The 17706-nt window shown below is 37.5% G+C and carries 14 protein-coding genes and 2 tRNA genes; 6 read left to right on the forward strand and 10 right to left on the reverse strand.

What is annotated here, in order from left to right; genetic code table 11:
* Positions 1 to 80: 80 nt before the first annotated feature.
* The 5 genes from B3600_RS20400 to B3600_RS20420 all read right to left on the reverse strand — a co-directional run bounded on the left by B3600_RS20400 (position 81) and on the right by B3600_RS20420 (position 4677).
* The gene (locus tag B3600_RS20400; protein WP_046673201.1) at positions 81 to 290 is read right to left on the reverse strand and encodes a hypothetical protein; all 210 of its coding nucleotides are present in this window, start codon (positions 288 to 290) and stop codon (positions 81 to 83) included.
* 7 nt (positions 291 to 297) lie between these two features.
* Positions 298 to 2751, reverse strand: coding sequence for a PIG-L family deacetylase (locus B3600_RS20405; RefSeq protein ID WP_286754223.1), 2454 nt, complete (start codon positions 2749 to 2751; stop codon positions 298 to 300).
* Positions 2752 to 3410: 659 nt separating this feature from the next.
* On the reverse strand, positions 3411 to 3665 hold the full coding sequence (locus B3600_RS20410) for a DUF6952 family protein (RefSeq protein ID WP_046673203.1): 255 nt from the start codon (positions 3663 to 3665) through the stop codon (positions 3411 to 3413).
* Positions 3646 to 3960 carry a thioredoxin family protein gene (locus B3600_RS20415; protein ID WP_046673204.1) on the reverse strand — a complete coding sequence of 105 codons (315 nt, stop codon included), beginning with the start codon at positions 3958 to 3960 and terminating at the stop codon, positions 3646 to 3648. The genes B3600_RS20410 and B3600_RS20415 overlap by 20 nt, the downstream gene beginning before the upstream one ends.
* Positions 3961 to 4044: 84 nt before the next feature.
* Positions 4045 to 4677: a peroxiredoxin gene (locus B3600_RS20420; protein WP_286754224.1), complete on the reverse strand. Its 633-nt coding sequence runs from the start codon at positions 4675 to 4677 to the stop codon at positions 4045 to 4047.
* 288 nt (positions 4678 to 4965) lie between these two features.
* Between B3600_RS20420 and B3600_RS20425 the strand changes: the two genes are divergently transcribed.
* From B3600_RS20425 to B3600_RS20435, 3 genes are all read left to right on the forward strand, one after another.
* Positions 4966 to 5049: transfer RNA gene (locus B3600_RS20425), tRNA-Tyr, on the forward strand.
* 233 nt (positions 5050 to 5282) lie between these two features.
* Positions 5283 to 5354, forward strand: a tRNA-Arg gene (locus tag B3600_RS20430).
* Between the two features lie 172 nt (positions 5355 to 5526).
* Positions 5527 to 6201 carry a phosphatase PAP2 family protein gene (locus tag B3600_RS20435; protein WP_286754226.1) on the forward strand — a complete coding sequence of 225 codons (675 nt, stop codon included), beginning with the start codon at positions 5527 to 5529 and terminating at the stop codon, positions 6199 to 6201.
* A gap of 30 nt (positions 6202 to 6231) precedes the next feature.
* On the opposite strand, the gene B3600_RS20440 is transcribed toward B3600_RS20435, so the two are convergent.
* Complete coding sequence (locus B3600_RS20440) at positions 6232 to 7419, reverse strand: MFS transporter (RefSeq protein WP_286754227.1); 1188 nt, start codon at positions 7417 to 7419, stop codon at positions 6232 to 6234.
* A gap of 538 nt (positions 7420 to 7957) precedes the next feature.
* On the opposite strand from B3600_RS20440, the gene B3600_RS20445 reads away from it, so the two are divergent.
* Positions 7958 to 11161, forward strand: a complete 3204-nt coding sequence (locus B3600_RS20445) for a S41 family peptidase (protein ID WP_286754228.1) — start codon at positions 7958 to 7960, stop codon at positions 11159 to 11161.
* A 298-nt stretch (positions 11162 to 11459) separates the two neighbouring features.
* On the forward strand, positions 11460 to 12194 hold the full coding sequence (locus B3600_RS20450) for a carboxypeptidase-like regulatory domain-containing protein (protein ID WP_139144916.1): 735 nt from the start codon (positions 11460 to 11462) through the stop codon (positions 12192 to 12194).
* A 556-nt stretch (positions 12195 to 12750) separates the two neighbouring features.
* Here the strand turns inward: B3600_RS20450 and B3600_RS20455 are convergent.
* The gene (locus B3600_RS20455; protein ID WP_286754230.1) at positions 12751 to 12987 is read right to left on the reverse strand and encodes a hypothetical protein; all 237 of its coding nucleotides are present in this window, start codon (positions 12985 to 12987) and stop codon (positions 12751 to 12753) included.
* A gap of 441 nt (positions 12988 to 13428) precedes the next feature.
* Here B3600_RS20455 and B3600_RS20460 point away from each other — a divergent pair, with 441 nt between their 5' ends.
* Entirely contained in the window at positions 13429 to 14640 is a 1212-nt protein-coding gene (locus B3600_RS20460) for a DUF4062 domain-containing protein (protein ID WP_286754231.1), read from the forward strand.
* Positions 14641 to 14733: 93 nt separating this feature from the next.
* On the opposite strand, the gene B3600_RS20465 is transcribed toward B3600_RS20460, so the two are convergent.
* The 3 genes from B3600_RS20465 to B3600_RS20475 form a co-directional block, all read right to left on the reverse strand.
* The gene (locus tag B3600_RS20465) at positions 14734 to 15345 is read right to left on the reverse strand and encodes a hypothetical protein (protein WP_286754232.1); all 612 of its coding nucleotides are present in this window, start codon (positions 15343 to 15345) and stop codon (positions 14734 to 14736) included.
* A gap of 110 nt (positions 15346 to 15455) precedes the next feature.
* On the reverse strand, positions 15456 to 16214 hold the full coding sequence (locus B3600_RS20470) for a DUF4595 domain-containing protein (RefSeq protein ID WP_286754233.1): 759 nt from the start codon (positions 16212 to 16214) through the stop codon (positions 15456 to 15458).
* A gap of 599 nt (positions 16215 to 16813) precedes the next feature.
* Complete coding sequence (locus B3600_RS20475; protein WP_286754234.1) at positions 16814 to 17275, reverse strand: JAB domain-containing protein; 462 nt, start codon at positions 17273 to 17275, stop codon at positions 16814 to 16816.
* Between the last annotated feature and the right edge of the window lie 431 nt (positions 17276 to 17706).

Below are 17706 nucleotides of genomic sequence, written 5' to 3' on the forward strand. Positions count from 1 at the left end.
GAAAATGTACAGAAAAAGGATGAATACAAATAGCCAGATGACGACCAACCAGTAGATACGCTTCCAGCTATTCATCTTTCTTATCTATCTGAAGGCTTTTGGGGATAGATAACGCTATTAAAAATAGCAGCGATAATCAATCCGACAATAGCACCACCGAAGATGCTTAGAAATGTCTCGTTTGCAGTGAATCCAATTAATGCACCAAATACTACAGCAACTAAAAGAATAATTCCTTTTGCTTTGCCAGCATCTATTGAAGTGCAGTTGTTGTCAATCTGATTTTCCATTATAATATTATTTTGATTTTGATAACAAATTTACAAATAATCTGTAAGCTCCGGGAATTCCGGCAGGTAATTGTCTGAAAAAAGACAAAGATGTATAAACAAATTTACCTTTTCCATATTGAGCAATGAGTAATGAGCCATTATGTAACGGTTCGCCGGGATCTTGCATGGTGATCGGGGTGCGGTACTTTTTATCGATATCTTCCGCAAAGTAGAGTCCCCGCTCCTGCACCCAGTGTTCGAAGTCAGCTTCGCTGATCTTGTTCGGGTAATTGAAAATCGGGTCATTTTTATCGAAATGTACCGTTGCAAGTTCGTCTGTTACACGGCTTCTGCCGACGCTAAAAGGAAAAGGACCAAAGTTTTTTGAGAACAGTCCATTGTTTACATTGTACTGTTCCAGGACCGTTCCACCCATGTTCACATACGCAAGTAGTCTGTTTTGGAGCTGTGCAATTTGCTTGTTGACGTTGAATATTCGTACACCCAAGATTACAGCATCGTAGCTAGAGAGATCTGCTTTTAATGCCTGTTCGTTACTTAAAACATCGACTTTAATACCAATGGCCGCCAGCGACTCCGGAATTAGATCCCCTGCCCCATGGATGTATGCCACTTTCTTTACGTCGTTGATCAGGTTGACATTGCTTATTTTTATAGCGACATCTGGGAAATAAACAATATTAGGTACATGATTGTAATCAATGGATTTTATCTCTTTCAAACGTTCTTTGTTTGCTAAGAGGAACCCTAGGGTATCAATGGAAGATTTAGAAGCATCTGATGGTTTTATGCTGATCTCTTTGGAAATTGTACGTTCGCCTTTGTCAAAAGATAGGTCAAAAGATGCCGGTGAAATTTCCCAGCCTTTAGGTACATTCGGTCTGACGTTAAACGTGGTTGTGTTTGCTTGTCCGTTTTTCTGAAAAGTCAGATTCACTTTGACAGTGTGGGCATTTTGTGTAAGTGCCAAAGGGCTGGAACTTTTAGCCGTCAACTGTGGGACGATCACAATGGGATCGTAGATTTCACCTCGTACAGGATCGGTATATTTATATTTTATGGGCTGACTGAGTGTGATATTTTCACCATTGATCCGTAGCTGAAATGATACCTCTGGAGCGTAGGGGTTTTCGGGGTAGCCGGTTAGGTTGAAATCGCTGACATTAAATTTACCTTTCCCATGTGGTTCGATCAACCAGTATGGTTGTGTCGTCCTGTCGGCATGTATAAGAACAGAGTCTCTGTGAAGCTTGTTTATTTGTAGTGTTTCATGAATGCTAGTTCCATTTATTTGGGTCAGCTCAACGGTTACATTTGGACGCCGAACAATAATGGCATGTTCTACTTTGATCTGATCTTCCAAGGCATAAGATGGATTTTTGGCGATACTTTCGAACCAAATTCCACCGCAGGCAAGAATCAGTTTTTCAACCTCTTTTTTCTTTTCAGACTTCCAGTATTCGTCATCAATTTGATCCAATGTTTTGTACAATTGGATCAATTCGTCAATGATTAATTCTGGCTTATCAATTTGATATATTTGGTTGATGCGATCAATGGATGACTGGACTTTACTGCTGTTTTGCATTCTTTTCCATGAGGTGTCAACAGCATCCAAGAGTGTATTTTCTGCAGGTACGCCATCTACATATTCAAAGTATTCGATTGATGAGCCGCGTTGGCTAGCCGAACCAAAGCCTTGGCTTTTGTGTGATGAACGGCTGTGTGCGGCAATTTCACCATAAGAGGCTCCGAGAAGAGCATTGTAATCCCCGATATCTATTTTTAACTGATCTTCACGGGTATTGTTCTGACCTCCGAAATTAGCTGTGTTCCAAAGGAGGCGTTTAGCTTTCCAGGGGCGTACAAATTGAAGTTGCTCTGGGAATATATTCGGATCAGCAGCAGCTTTAAAGGCTTCATGTGCTAGAATGGCCGAGGCTTGATGATGACCATGGCCACCCCTTGAATCGGGAGGAAAACGCGTGATGATGACATCGGGCCTAAATTTGCGGATAATCCATACGGCTTCGCGGAGAACACGCTGTTTATCCCAGAATTCGAAAGTTTCCTCTGGAGTCTTCGAGAATCCAAAATCGTATGCTGATGAAAAAAATTGCTCACCCTTATCGATTTTTCGAGCTGCCAGTAATTCCTGCGTTCGAATCAATCCAAGTTCAATACCTTGTTCTGTTCCGATAAGGTTTTGTCCCCCATCACCTCGAGTTAGGGATAAATAGCCTGTTTTATATTTTTTTTCCTGCGCTAGCCAAGCTATTAGCCGGGTATTTTCATCATCGGGATGTGCTGCAAAATAGAGTACCGACCCCAGCACGTTCAGTTTTTCTAGATGAAGTTTAATTTCAGCAGCGTTCCACTGTGGATTCTGTGCTTTAACGATTGAAGTTGACAAGATGCCAGCCAAAATAATGATAACAGAGAGAAAAGGTCTTCGCATGTTTAAAGATAAAAATTTTGATGAACAACGGATTGTTGGAGATTGTAATTTTATTGCGTGTCTTTTTAATTGACAGTCTTTAATTAGCCCACTTGTGACGTTGGTATATTGCTTTGACTTATGGATATTAGGCGAATTAAACTTAGGGCCATAAAAGGAAGCTAGTTTGAGTGACGAGGTAGAGGGATAGATCACTAAATGGTAAAATATAGGCATAAATAAAAAACGGAAATCCCAATCAAGCTGGAATTTCCGTTTAACAATTAAAATATTTTTTCCTGAAACGAATTTTTAGAGAATAGTTATTTTGTCGCTTCGCTCCAAGTGGCAACCTTTAACATAAGTAAATATATGTAGAAAATATTTAGTTCTGTCAGATTACCTTAATTAGTTTTCCACATTGCTAAATTTTGTCAACATTTTAGCTTTTGGAAAACATATAATATAGCGGCGTCATGCGTTTAAGATGCTGCAATACAGCGATATTTAAGGTAAGATAGGTTTTCCGCTATCTTCAAAAAAATCTGTATTGGTCTAAAGCCAATTGTATATTTGTTTGACAAATTTCAATCGATTTTAGTTTCTATGTTTCAAATGCTCAAAAACGACAGGAGCAACCTTTAAAGAAAGTTTCACACGAATGTTTTTGGGACCAAACACTATTTATCAATGGCGCCTAGAACACGCTTCATAAACATATTTAACGCGTCTTTTTTGGAGTTACCTTCTTTAATTAATTTATCTACCTCTACAGCTCCGTATAGGTTTGAAATCAATTCACCAAGAACGTCAAGTTCTTCATCTTTCAAAGGAGCTTCGGTTAAAGCTTCCAGTGTCTCGATTGTTTCCAAGACATAATCTACATCATTCTGCTCGATGAACTCTGTCAAATGCTTAATTACTGGTAGTTTCATTGAATAATTCTACTAATGCGTCTAACTTATTTGTTTGTACCTGATTGACTAATTTACCGTTTTTAAAAGCAGCGAAAGTGGGTAGATTATTGACATTTGCTAGTTTGCGGGATTCAGGAAATTTTTCTGCATCAGCAATAACAAAAGGTACGCTATCATTTTCGCCAGCCAATTTTTTGAATTTCGGTTTCATGATTTTACAGTTACCACACCAAGTTGCGGAGTACTGAACCATTACAATATCGTTATTGTTTACAATTTCTTGTAAATTATCGTTTTCTAATTCTTGTAACATGATTTTATTTTTAAGGTGATTGTTGGAGAAATCAACAGGAGCCGGGAAAAGCTCCTGTCGAAAAGACACTGTGGTCTTGTATTGTTAGTGTTTAGCTAAATACTCAGCTACACCTTTTCTATCTGCGTTCATTGCATCTTTACCTTCTTCCCAGTTTGCAGGACACACTTCGCCAAATTTCTGTACGTGAGCGTAAGCATCGATCAAACGTAAGTATTCTTTAACGTTACGGCCCAAAGGCATGTCGTTTACTGATTCATGGAATACACGGCCAGTTTCGTCGATCAAATATGTTGCTCTATAAGTAACCGCAGAACCTTGTGCCAATGTTCCGTATTCAGGGTGTTCAACTTCTTGAACATCTAAGATTCCCAATATACTTGATAAGTTGCGGTTGGTGTCTGCCAAAAGAGGATATTCAACACCTTCAATTCCACCGTTATCTTTTGCTGTGTTTAACCAAGCAAAGTGTACTTCATTTGTATCGCAAGAAGCGCCGATTAAGACTGTATTGCGTTTTTCAAACTCAGCAGCTGCTTCTTGAAAAGCGTGTAATTCAGTAGGACATACGAAAGTGAAATCTTTTGGATACCAAAATAAAAGCACTTTTTTACCTTCTTTAACTGCTTTTTCAAAAATGTTGATCTGTAAATTGTCGCCTAAATAATCAATTGCATCTACTGTAATGCTTGGAAAACTTTTACCTGTGAAACTCATAATATATCTTTCTTTTTTTTGTTGACACAAAGATACAGCAACTCGATCCAAAAAGCGAATTGATTTTACCAATACACTATCGTCAAAATCTATTATGACTAGATTATAACAATAAGTTTTTATTATAATAATTATAGGTTGATCTGATGATTAACAGACCATTTATATGTTGCTTGAAAATAAATGAATTCATACTGCGCTAGTTACAGATTTATACCCAAAAATTATTGCAGTTTTGCAAATCAAAAGCTACTTTTGCGACGTTTAATTCTAGAACAGCACAATGCTGGAGGGGTTCCAGAGCGGTCAAATGGGACGGACTGTAAATCCGTTGCTTCGGCTTCGAAGGTTCGAATCCTTCTCCCTCCACCATTTTTTCTTTTCTAAATCCAGTCTATTTTACAGGTTCTAAATTTGCGGTTGATCGTGACTATTCCCTCGTACGTGAAACGATTTTGATATATATTTTGGCTATGGTCAATGTTAATCGCTTTGGTATAATGAGTCTATATAGTGGCTACCTCTCTTTTTTAAAAAAATATAACAGGATTTTAGACTAGCTATTGACTTATATATAAAATAAGCCTAAGTTTGGCTTCTGAAAGGGCCCCGTAGTTCAACGGATAGAATAGATGTTTCCTAAACATTTGATAGCAGTTCGATTCTGCTCGGGGCTACTGAGAAAGGCGATGGATTTCCATCGCTTTTTTTGTTTATTCAATAAAACTTTTCCTTTTCTTATCAAAATAAATAGGTAATAGAATTGTAAATTTTTAATGGAATGATTATTTTCGGATAATTATTTACAGCAATTTTACTTTTGGCCTGTAATCCGATAATATAAATTGAATGGGAAAATTTTTATTATACCAATTTAGAAAGGTATATGCAGCTAACCCTGCTTTTTTTGCTTGCTTTAGCATTTGGATAGTCTTAATGACAGCTGTTGTTATATTTATTCCGAAGGAAGATGCATTCCATTTTGTGAATACTCGACATTCATTTTGGGCTGATATTCTTTTTACAATACAGACTTATTTTGGAGACGGTCTTTTTGTTATAGGTGTTTTTATTGCCTATTGCTGTACGCAGCAATGGAATTTTGCCCGAGCTATCCTGGGGACATATATTTTCTCGGGGCTGATCTGCTGTATACTGAAAAACCTTTTCGATGCCGATAGACCGGCAAGCGTATTTCATGGAGATCCTACATTCCATGTTGTTTCTTGGTTGCGTGTAGCGCACTTTAACTCCTTTCCTTCCGGACATACAACTTCGGCCTTTGCGCTGGCGGCTACGTTAGCTATTCTCTCAAAAAATAAAGCTTTTGGTATAACTGTATTTATTCTCGCTGCATTAACAGCTTACTCTCGGGTGTATTTGGGGCAGCATTTCGTAGAAGATGTTTGGTTTGGATCAATTTTAGGAAGCGGTACGGCTTGTTTTTATTTACTTGCCATGTCTTATGTCTTGAAAAATAAACGCATGTCATTTAGCACGAGATTTCTTCAGGTCAAACTTTAAATTCAGTAAGAAGATACTTCCATCGTTCGATTAGGTTTGGCTTGTGTCTTTGAATAAAGATAATCGTCCAACCATTATAAACATCAACAGTCCGAAACAGGCAAAAACACCATAGGAATAGCGTAGGCTAAAGGCTTCAGCAATATACCCAATTAAAGGTGGTCCCATTAAAAAGCCCAAGTAGCTAATGCTTGAAACCATGGCCAAAGCCACTCCAGAGGGCACATTTTTGTTCTGTCCGGCAATACTGTAGATGGAGGGGACATTGCAAGCTACACCGATACCGACCAACATAAAAGCTAGGGTACAGATGATAAATTCGGGAAAAATAACCGATGTCATCATCCCGATGAACATCAGTAGGCCACTGTACTGCAGGGTCCTTTTTCGGCCCAATTTCCGAATGACAGCATCACCAACAAAGCGCCCAGTAGCCATCATGATCATAAATGAAGCGTAGCCAACGACAACAAATTTCTCTGGCGCCTGAACGATCTCCTTGAAATACACCCCACTCCAGTCGAACATTGCCCCCTCAGTTGCCATGCTGAAAAAGCCGATGATGCCGAGCTGAAGTAAGCCACCTTCTGGTTTAGAGAAAAAACTGCGCTTTTCCTTTTGAGGAGATTTGCCAGGAACCAAATACTTTTGGTTGATTAGTGTATTCGCTGTGACAATGACTAATATGATTAAAAAATGGTAAAAGGTGTTCAGTCCAAAATTCATCGTTAACAAGCCTACTAGTGCTCCTGTGAAACCAGCGATACTCCAGGCTCCATGAAAGGAAGTCATTATTGATTTTTTGAAAACCTGCTCCGTTGCGACACCCTGTGTATTAACAGATATATTACACATATTACCGGTTACACCAAATAGAAATAGTATGCCTCCTAACTGCCAGGCATTCTGCGCAAAGGGGATGGAGCACAAGACCAAGGTGTAAGCGATGGGTACGATACGCAAAACGCTAGCACTTCCATATTTTGTAACCAATTTTCCTGAAAGAGCCATCGTTGCAAGTTGTCCGACTGGAAGCATTAATAAAATTGTCCCCAATTGACCCTCACTTAAGTTGAGATGAGCTTTGATAACGGGGATGCGGCTTGCCCAAGATGCAAACGCGATACCTTGGCAAAAAAAGAAAAGCGATACCGCAATTCTTATGCGATTTCGTTTCTTATAAAGATCTTCTTCTGAGTGAGTTAACGTTGCGTCCATAGTTTCTGATTTGAGGGTGCAAAGTTAAGGATAAGTATCCCATTAAAAAATATAATGATTCAAAAAATATTTGAATGTTTAGGTTGCAATAAGGATACGAAATATGCCTATATTTAAATAGCATATCGACGCGACGATAATTATATGCGCTAGTTTTGACAATTATCTTCTGCCTCAATCTTCCGGTAAGAAAATAATACGATGTGCTTTTTGAATTCGGTTAAACCTATTTATTCAATATCATATATTATACGTAATCATTCCTTGTATAGGAACCGAAAATAGACACATTTGTTTCAGTTAATTTGTATGCATACTTTAATTTAAGAAGATATTCGATGTGGTAGTCAAAATAGAAGAGGTTTGGGCTTCCATATCATTAGAAAATAATAGCAGTGAAATAACGGGAGAAAGTCAACAATTAAATGCTGATGTAGTGAAGGAATAAAAATATAAAATTCTTCGCTATTTCATGGTGGTTTGTTCAATACCTATTCTACCTTTGTATTGGCAAACAATTATTAGCCTCCTAGATAACATGATAAAGAAACTAATTTTAAGTACAGTTCTAGCCTATGCTGGAACAACCTGTGTTATTGCCCAACAACCCACGTTTTTATCCCATCCGACTTTAAGTCCCGATGGAAAGGAAATGGTTTTCAGCTACGAAGGTGACCTTTGGAAAGTTGGAAGTCAAGGTGGTGTTGCGGTACGGTTAACAGGAATGGAAGGAAATGAGATCAATCCAAGAATTTCCCCAGATGGAAAATGGTTGGCTTTTTCCGCCAATCAAAACGGTAATATGGATGTCTATGTAATGCCCTTGGCGGGTGGAGATATAAGGCAGCTGACATCGCATGATGCTTCGGACGAAGTGGACAGCTGGAGCTGGGATAGCAAATCGCTTTATTTCACATCATCGCGTTACAATAGAATGAGCGCTTATCAAGTTGCTTTGGATGGAGGTACGGCGACAAGGTTATTTCCACATGTCTTTAATTATATCAGTAACGTGGTGCCAACTCCTTCGGGAGAATTGTTATTCAATGACAGCTGGGAAGGCTATAGCTCGGCGAACCGCAAGCGATATAAAGGTGCTTTCAATCCAGATATCAAGTCTTATAATCCCAAAACAAAGGCATTTCAACAGTATACAGATTATATCGGTAAGGATTTTTGGCCCACTGTGGACCAAAAAGGAAACATATTCTATGTGTCCGATGAAAGCAATGGTGAGTACAACCTTTATCAACTAACGGGAAAGTCGAAAACTCAATTGACTTCTTTCCAAGAATCAATCAAACGTCCGTTTGTCGCGGCAGACGGTACTAAAGTGGCATTTGAAAAGGGCTATCAGCTTTATATTTATGATGTCAATGGAAAGAAAACCGTACAGCCCAACATCGCACTTAACCGCAATCAGGTGCTAGGAAAGCTGAAAGAGTTTAACATTTCAGGTAACATCAGTAATTTCGACGTTTCTCCGGACGGAAAGAAAATGGCATTTGTATCACGTGGCGAATTGTTCGTTTCGGATATTGAAGGAAAGTTTGTTCGTCAGATGCCCGGTCAGGGAGAACGTGTCATGGAGGTTAAATGGCTTAAAGACAGTAAAACATTACTCTATAGCCAAACGTATCAAGGCTACCAGAACTGGTTTTCACGCACAGCAGACGGTAAAGGTGAGGTAAAGCAATTGACACAAGATCTGCGTAACAACCGTGATATTACATGCAATGCAGATAGGACAAAAGCTGTGTACCTCAGTGGTCGTGATGAAGTACGTATATTGGATTTGACAAGTTTGAAGAGCCAAACAGTGGTTAAAGATGAAATCTGGGCATTTCAAAATTCTTCGCCCTCATTCTCCCCTGATGGAAACTATCTTTTATTCACAGCTATGCGCAATTTTGAACAGGATATCTTTGTGTATAACCTGAAAAATGAGCAAACGACTAATTTGACAAATACAGGAGTTACAGAAGCAGCACCATATTGGTCTCCTGATGGTAAATATATTTATTTTGCGAGTAATAGGACTAAGCCTTCTTATCCTACCGGTATGCAAAACTCCAGCATTTTCCGAATGGCATTGACCAACTTTGACCAACCTTACCGTAGTGCAAAGTTTGATGAATTATTTGTAACACCCGAAAAGAAAGATACAACAGTAAATAAAACTGGTACAGCTAAGAAGGAAGCTGGCGCTAAGGATAAAAAGAAAAATGATGTCGATAAGGGCAAGCCAACCGCAATACCGGTAGCCGAACCCAAGAAAGCTGGTTTGGTTCAATTGGATTTAGAAGGACTGCGTGATCGAATTGAGCAAGTGAGTCCTGCATTTGGAACACAATCTAATCCTTTGGTGATACAAAAGGGGGATAAATCCTATCTGTTCTATTCATCCAATCATGAAGGAAAATATAGTACTTATCGTACCGTATATGAGTTGTTTGCACCGGCCAAAACCGAAAAAGTCGCTGACGGAGGCATGGAGAATTTTGTAGAGTCGGTGGGAAAATACTTCGTATTGACCCGAGGAACGATTCAGAAATACAATCTTGACTTGAATAAGCTTGATGCGGTTACAATGAGTTTTAAATTCAATCGGGATCTCGAGAAAGAGTTCAATCAAATGTTTTATGAAACATGGGCCAATCTAGAGGAAAATTACTACGATAGCAACTTCCATGGAGTGGATTGGGTTGCGATAAAAAAGAAATATGAAAAGTATCTTCCAGGTATCAACGATAGGACAGATTTGCGCATCCTCTTAAATGATATGTTGGGCGAGCTCAATTCGTCGCATCTGGGTTTCAGTTCAATGGGACAGGAAGAACGTAAGCCGTTTGGTTTTGTAACGAATGAAATCGGTGTGACCTATGATTCCAGCAATCCTTACAAGATCAGCTATATTGTTCCGAATGGCCCCGCGGCAAAGAAAGAAGCTGATATTCATGCGGGTGATATCCTCATCGCGATTAACGGAACAAAATTGAATACGCAGGCAGACCGCGATAGTTATTTTACTTGGCCTTCACTGGAAGAAGAAATTCAATTGACCTTGAATCGTAATGGCAAGGAAATTCAGACAAACATTCGTCCGGTATCAAGCGCCGTGTTTAGAGATCTCCTCTACGACCAATGGATTAGAGATAACCGAAGTCGAGTTGATCAGTTGAGTAGCAATAAGATAGCCTATTCACATATGAAAAATATGTCGGATACTGAGTTACAGCGGTTCTTGATCGACATGGCCGAACAGGAGAATAGCAAACAAGGGATTATTTTAGATTTGCGTTATAATACAGGCGGAAATGTACACGATGAGGTTTTAAGATTCCTGTCACAACGCCCTTACTTACAGTGGCAATACCGAGGTGGTAAACGTGCGCCACAAAGTAATTTTGCACCATCTGCCAAGCCTATTGTTTTATTGATTAATGAGCAATCGCTGAGTGATGCTGAAATGACTGCAGCGGGCTTTAAAGCACTTAAGTTGGGCAAAATCATCGGTAATGAGACCTATCGCTGGATTATTTTTACTTCTGCTAAAGGCTTAGTCGACGGATCAAACTATCGACTTCCGTCTTGGGGATGTTATACGCTTGATGGTCAGGATCTCGAACAAACTGGAGTTGCCCCAGATATTCTTGTAAAAAATACCGTACAAGATCGGATGGAAAATAAAGATCCGCAGTTGGAAAGAGCTATAAAAGAAATTCTTGACAGTATAAAATAAAGAAGTTAGCGCTAACATTACTTACTTTAAATAAACTGTCCAAAGTTGCAGTGCCCCCAAAAAGTTAGACACTTTCTGGGGGCATTTTTATGAACCTGATCTTCCGATTTCTGCTATATCGCCCTTCAGCGTATGATGTACTTCATTCGGGCCACCCTTTCCCTAAAAAGTCAACATATAATTTTAAGGTGTGTTATTAATTGCCTGTTTATCAGTGTTTAGTGATTTTTTTGCTGTTTCATTATGCAATAGTCGATTTTCCTGCATCCCTTCTCAAAATATAAAAAAAGGAGACAACATGGAAAAGATTATATTACAAGTGAAGGACTCTTGCTCTGCAGAGTGGGATAAGATGACGCCACAAGAACAAGGGCGTTTTTGTGGTCAATGTGAGAAGATGGTTGTAGATTTTTCACAGATGGATGATCAGGAAATTGTAGATCAAATAAAAAAAGCCGGTAAAGGGCTATGTGGTCGATTTTATGAAGATCAGTTGATGCGTGAATTGGATGTCCCTTTTTCTTTTTCTAAAAACCCTATTTGGCAAGGAAGATGGCCGGGGATCGCTGCGGGCCTCTTGTTGGTTGGATCCTTGAGCTTTCATGCTGCTCAAGCACAAAACAAATTGACTGGAGAAGTTGTCGTTGTCCAAACAAAAACAGAAAATGATCAGATAAAGCAGCAGGGGCAGGTTAGCTCATCAACAAATGATAATTCAACATTAAAAGGAAGCCCCGATAGCACAAAAGTAAGCATAAAAGGTAAAGTAGTTTGTGCTGGAAGCGATGTAAGTATGATGGGAACAGAGGTGTCCTTGGGAAATTACCGTACGCAAGTGGATGAAAATGGAGATTTTCAACTTTGGGTACCGCAATCTCTGTTTCGGGTAGATCAGGAGCTCCGTGCACAGATGTTAGGCTATAAAACGGTTGTGATTTCAATCAAAAAGGGGAGTAAAATACAACTGGATAAACCAATAAAAATGGAAGTTAAGCCAATGATTATGGGAAAGATTGCTGTGGCAAGGAAATAAGACGTTATGGAGCGAAAGAATAATTTGTTTAAATGACATATTTGAGTCTGTTTTTCTTATGGGACAGCTGCCAAAAATCTCGCTTGAATGTCATAAAAGTCAAAAAAATATTCTTTTCCACTTGACTTTTTCTACGGTGAACCTTACATTTGGATTATCGAATGACTCCGTAGCTCAGTTGGTAGAGCAACAGACTCTTAATCAACGATTTAAAGCCTTGCTTATTCCGTTTAACATATTCATTTTAAAGCATTTAGATAAAATCATTGCTAGAACAGTAGTTTAAAAATATTGTTAATTAACCTCGTTTTTTAGCCTTAAACAGGCTTCTGTTCTCGCAACTGTTCTCGCTAGTTTACATGATATATCCTCCTTCCTCTTTGTATAAAGTTAAGGAGGTTTTTAGCTATATACGAATTCTGCATAGTTGATATTTTTAGGACATGATATTTCAAGGTTTAAACCAAGTAATTATTGTGTCTTAATCCATCATAATTTTTAATGTTATAAGTTTTAAATTGTCTTGTTAGGTTTCTGCAACCATTCTTTTAAATGGTTACTGTTTCCGCTTATTTTGTTTAGCAACATTGCCCATTATTAAGCAAGCTTTCATGTATTCTTTAATTTGCTCCTTCCGTTCTTCTCTCGTTATAGCAACGTTATTGAATAACGCTTTGTGTATATCTGCTATTTGCTTATTCGATTGTGAAAGCATATGTGATATACTGATTAAGTGGTTCTTTAATTGTTCAATTTGATTTTGTAGTTCTATTAGTTGTTTATGGTTTTCCATGTGTTTGATTATCTATATTTTAAATGGTAAAGTTGTGAAATTATTCGCTCGCCGTCCTGCGAGTTGAACGAAGGTCGCTGAAGAGAAATGCGCTAGCATGATTCAGCGATATATACGGAGTATACGTAGACTGTTGGCGGTATTTTTGATTGGGGTGGTTCGAGCGTAATTCATCTAAAATAGTGACAACATCGGAGCCTGAGTGATCAGCAGGCGAGCCAAACTCTAAAAGCTTGAAGATTTTTAATAGGTGCATGGCACTTATTAAAAAGGTTTAGGTGCTTTTATGAAGTGTAGGAATTACTAAGGCATCAAGTATGACGAACTGCGAAGCATTAAAAACGAATTTGGATGCAGTCCGATTTCGTTTTTAACTTGGTTTGGCATATCTTTATGTCAGTGACTCCGTAACGGAATGCGATATAACCTATTTAAAAATTTATGGCAAAAACTATTACAAAATATTCTATTTTCTTGGCGTCTCCGAGTGACGTAGAATACGAACGAAATGAAATCGATAAATTTATTAAAGAAATAAATTTAAGCTTCGGAAACTCTAATGATATCCATTTAGAGCTTAAGAAATGGGAAACACATTCAGCTCCAGGAATTACTAATGAATATACCCAAGATATTATTAATAATGATATTGGAGATGATTATGATATTTTTGTTGGACTATTATGGAAAAAATTCGGTACACCAACCCCGGTAGCTATGTCTGGGACAGAAGAAGAATTTAATCGAGCGGTTGAACGATTTAAGAATGGAGAGAATGTTCAAATATTGGTTTATTTCAAAAATGAAGGTGTTCAAAATATTAGCGACATAGATCCAGTACAACTAATAAAAGTTAACGATTTTAAAAAATCCCTATCAGAAGCTGGAGTATTTTATAGCACTTTTTCAAGCATAGAAGAATTGGGTAACCAATTGAGATTACACATCCCTAAAAGAATTGCGGGCTTAGGTAAGATCAAAACAAATGAAATTAATCATTCAAATAGTTCTTTACAGATTACAAATACAGAATCCAAAGATAAAGTTATAATCGATGAAGATGAAGTTATAATCGATGAAGATGATTTTGGTTTTTTTGATTACATGTTTGATTTTCAAGCGCTTATGTGGTCTTCTAATACAGCGTTAACAAGTATTGAATTATCAACTAAAGATGTTGCAACACAACTCGATGAAAGAACTGTTGAAATAACTTTTCTGAATCAATCAGGAAATGCGAATCCTCATCAGTATCTTTCTCAGTTTAAGATGGTTTCTAAGATATTGCTAGACTATGTTAAAAAACTTAAACTCGACACTGATAGTTTTTATGAGAATTTTGAATCTGCAATTAAAACTGGACTAAAATTTATAAATACTTATACTATTTTCGATGATGAAGAATATTCTAAAAACCTGCTGGAAATATATGAATCTTCGATAATTTTAAAAGAAAATATACCCAAGGGTATTGAGGGAATGAAAGGCTTTCGCGATACAATAAGAAGTCTTCCAAAAATTCAATCCAATATAAATCATGCATCAAAAGTTCTCGAGAAACAACTTGATGATTTAGTTTTAAAATTAAGTAGTTCGTATAAATTGACAATTGAATTTATGTCTGAAATAGAATTGAAATTGAATATTAAATAACATTAACTATTTCAAATAAATCCCACTCACGAAACCCTTCATGTTTCAAGTGAGTGGGATTGTTAGGTAAATGTAGGTTCAAATTTGAGTCTCTTAATTAAGTAAGTTCTCTTTCTTCTTGGTAATCTGATCTTCTATTGTCGCAGACAAAAACTCATACGAGAATTGAAATTTCTCTAATTCCAAGTGTACGATATAAAGTCTTTGGCTCATCTCATAGTTTCCTGTCTGATAATTTTGTTGTGGAACTTTGACGATATAATTGAATTCTGCTGAACAAGAGGCTTCATTTCTCGTATCAGCGGGGAGAGCAAGATATAAGGGTTTCATAGATTGCACTATCATAAAGCCCGTAGACTCCATAAATGCATCAGCTTTTTTCTTCGCATATTCAAAGGTACATCCTTCTTGCCTGCGCTTTTCATCTATATTGCGTTGTTTCTTCCTAAATTCCTGAGCCTCATTTTCTTTTATACGTTTTTCCAACCTATAACTGGAGTGATATATTTCCACAGCTCCCACAACAATAACCGTGAATATAATTACAGGAACTATTGCCTCGTGATTGTTTTCTCCCGATATTATGATCAAGATGATAATTACTGCGACTATAGCTAATCCCCAATATGTAAGTGTATAGAATTCTTTGAAGTCTAAATTACTTAGGGCATCACCGAATGATACATTTGATAGTAAGGTAATCATTAAAAAATATTATTGATGTCTGTTAACCCCTAAGCAGACGTTGTAGGATATAAGTGTGGGATTGTAACCATTTAAATGATACACTTATAAATTGATTTAAATTGAATAAGCTAATTTGTTGAACATTCGTAGGAATATGTTGCCATTGACCCACCGTTCTTTATACTTGTCACTTTCCCGCTATTATCTTTTATATACGAGTAATTAAAGGTTGTAATGGGAGAATTATCACCATACGAGTGTTTTACACTAACGATTTCATTTTTACCTTTCGAGCCGAAAAAGCCCTGTTCATATAAAACAGCATCTTCAATGTAACCAACTGGTCCAAAACGTTCGAATGCAGAACATACAGTTTCGGAGAAAGGTATACGAGACTCTTTTACGTTGTATTCAGGAATAAATTTTTGAAACGAGGCGTAAAAATTGACTTCCATTTTGGAGATATTACCATTCTCATATTGAATAGATATACTGTGGTCTTCGCTTTTTATTGCGGAAAGAAAGCCATTAGAATCATATGTGAATATATCCTCATATCGATCACCACTTTTCTTTGTAATTCTGCCATTACTTAACGTGTATACAAAAACATCAGATGGTTTGCCGTTCCATATATCCTCGACATTTATACTATTGTTAGAATAGGTATATATGTAACGATGAGTAGAAGGGTCTGTTCCTCCATAAGTTTTGGTTACAGCTGTAATTTTGCCATTCTTATCGTACTCGAACGTTGTTTTAGATGGATCTCCTGAATAGTTTATTTCAGTTAGGAGACATTTGGACTCCTTCTGTTCAGGAGTCTCATTTTTTGAGCAAGATACCAGCGCCAATGGGAATATTGCACCAAGTAATAATCTTTTCATAAAATCTAATATGGTTTGGAACCGATTTGTCCCTATTCGGTTGGTTAATAATACAAAAGCGTGGGACTTCAACTTAATTCAATTGGAGAGGCACGTGAGAAGGCCCACACAACGAACAAGTAAAGCCCACGCTCTCGCATGGGCATTAACTTTGTCCGTTCTCGTTGTGTTTTAGAAATTTCTCACGTTTCCTCCAAAAGAGAACTTTAAGCTAACGCTCTATATCTTTTATATGTCTATTTTTATCTCTCTATACAGTTATGTTTTTGCAAATATATCTAATATACCGTTATTAATCCAGTAAAACCAAAGAATCCATATCACCAAGCGGAAATAGCAATAGTTTCATGCGATGGTGCTATGGATTATATTATATGTTGATTACGATCGCCTTAATACTGCGTTTATTGTCAGTACTATAAAACCAATTGTAAAAACTGCCAGCATAACGATAAAGATAAATGACAGTATTGCGCTGATTACTTTTATAACGATCTGCATAGCGACAACGAACGCTATAGTGGCTAATATCCATCCAATGATAGACAGCAATGTTGACCCAAATGATTTTTCAGTTTTCATGAATATATTTTAAAAGGTTAGAAATCTCCATTATCTCTCATTGAGTGGTATGAATGCGGAGTAACGATAATATGATCGCACACTTCAATATCCAGAACATTGCCAGCTTCCAATGCTTTATTGGTAAGGAGACGGTCAGCGGAGCTTGGATTTAGTGTACCTGAGGGATGGTTGTGTGCTAGGATGATTTTGGACGCGGATGCTGTAAGCGCAATTGAAAAGATTACTCGCATATCGACCATAACAGCGTCTTTCCCTCCCATTGCTATATCAGCAACACCCAAAACATGATTGGCATTGTTTAGGAGGATGACTTTGAATTCCTCCAAAAACTGCATTATTCCTGTGTCCCATTGCGATAAAAGGATTTTATAGGCATCTGTTGATTTAGTAATAATTGGTCGCTCCGAGAGCTTAAAATCGGGTAAATATTGGACTTTAATCTCCGATACGTTTAAGTTTTTGTTAAGATTTTCCATGAGCTTAGAGGTTTGATAAATAAATGAACTTACTCAGGAAAGGCTGAGGGGGATTATTGATATATAGGTTGTGCGCTCCTAAATATATAGACATGGGGGCTATCAGAAGCCTGTCGTGTAAAAAATTATATATTAAAAATTTTGGACGTATTATATGCTAAAATGTCAACCGGAAATCATTGAAAGCAAAGAAGTTGTCTTAACTTGGATTTTGGCTTAATAAGTTTTCACAACTTAAGCCATTTAAAAGTAAGGGGCTGATTAATTGGTAAATGTGTATTACATTTGATATACCACAATATCTAAAAGGGCTTCTGTAGGAAGCACGATGATGGATTAAAAGCTATATAAAGGAGTGTGGATTGAGTTTTTTAGGCCAGTTGAACATCTGTGAAGATGTGGAATTTTGGAGTGCCTTGACACGATCTAGT

The organism is Sphingobacterium sp. UBA2480, assembly GCF_002341965.1.
Taxonomy (GTDB): domain Bacteria; phylum Bacteroidota; class Bacteroidia; order Sphingobacteriales; family Sphingobacteriaceae; genus Sphingobacterium; species Sphingobacterium multivorum.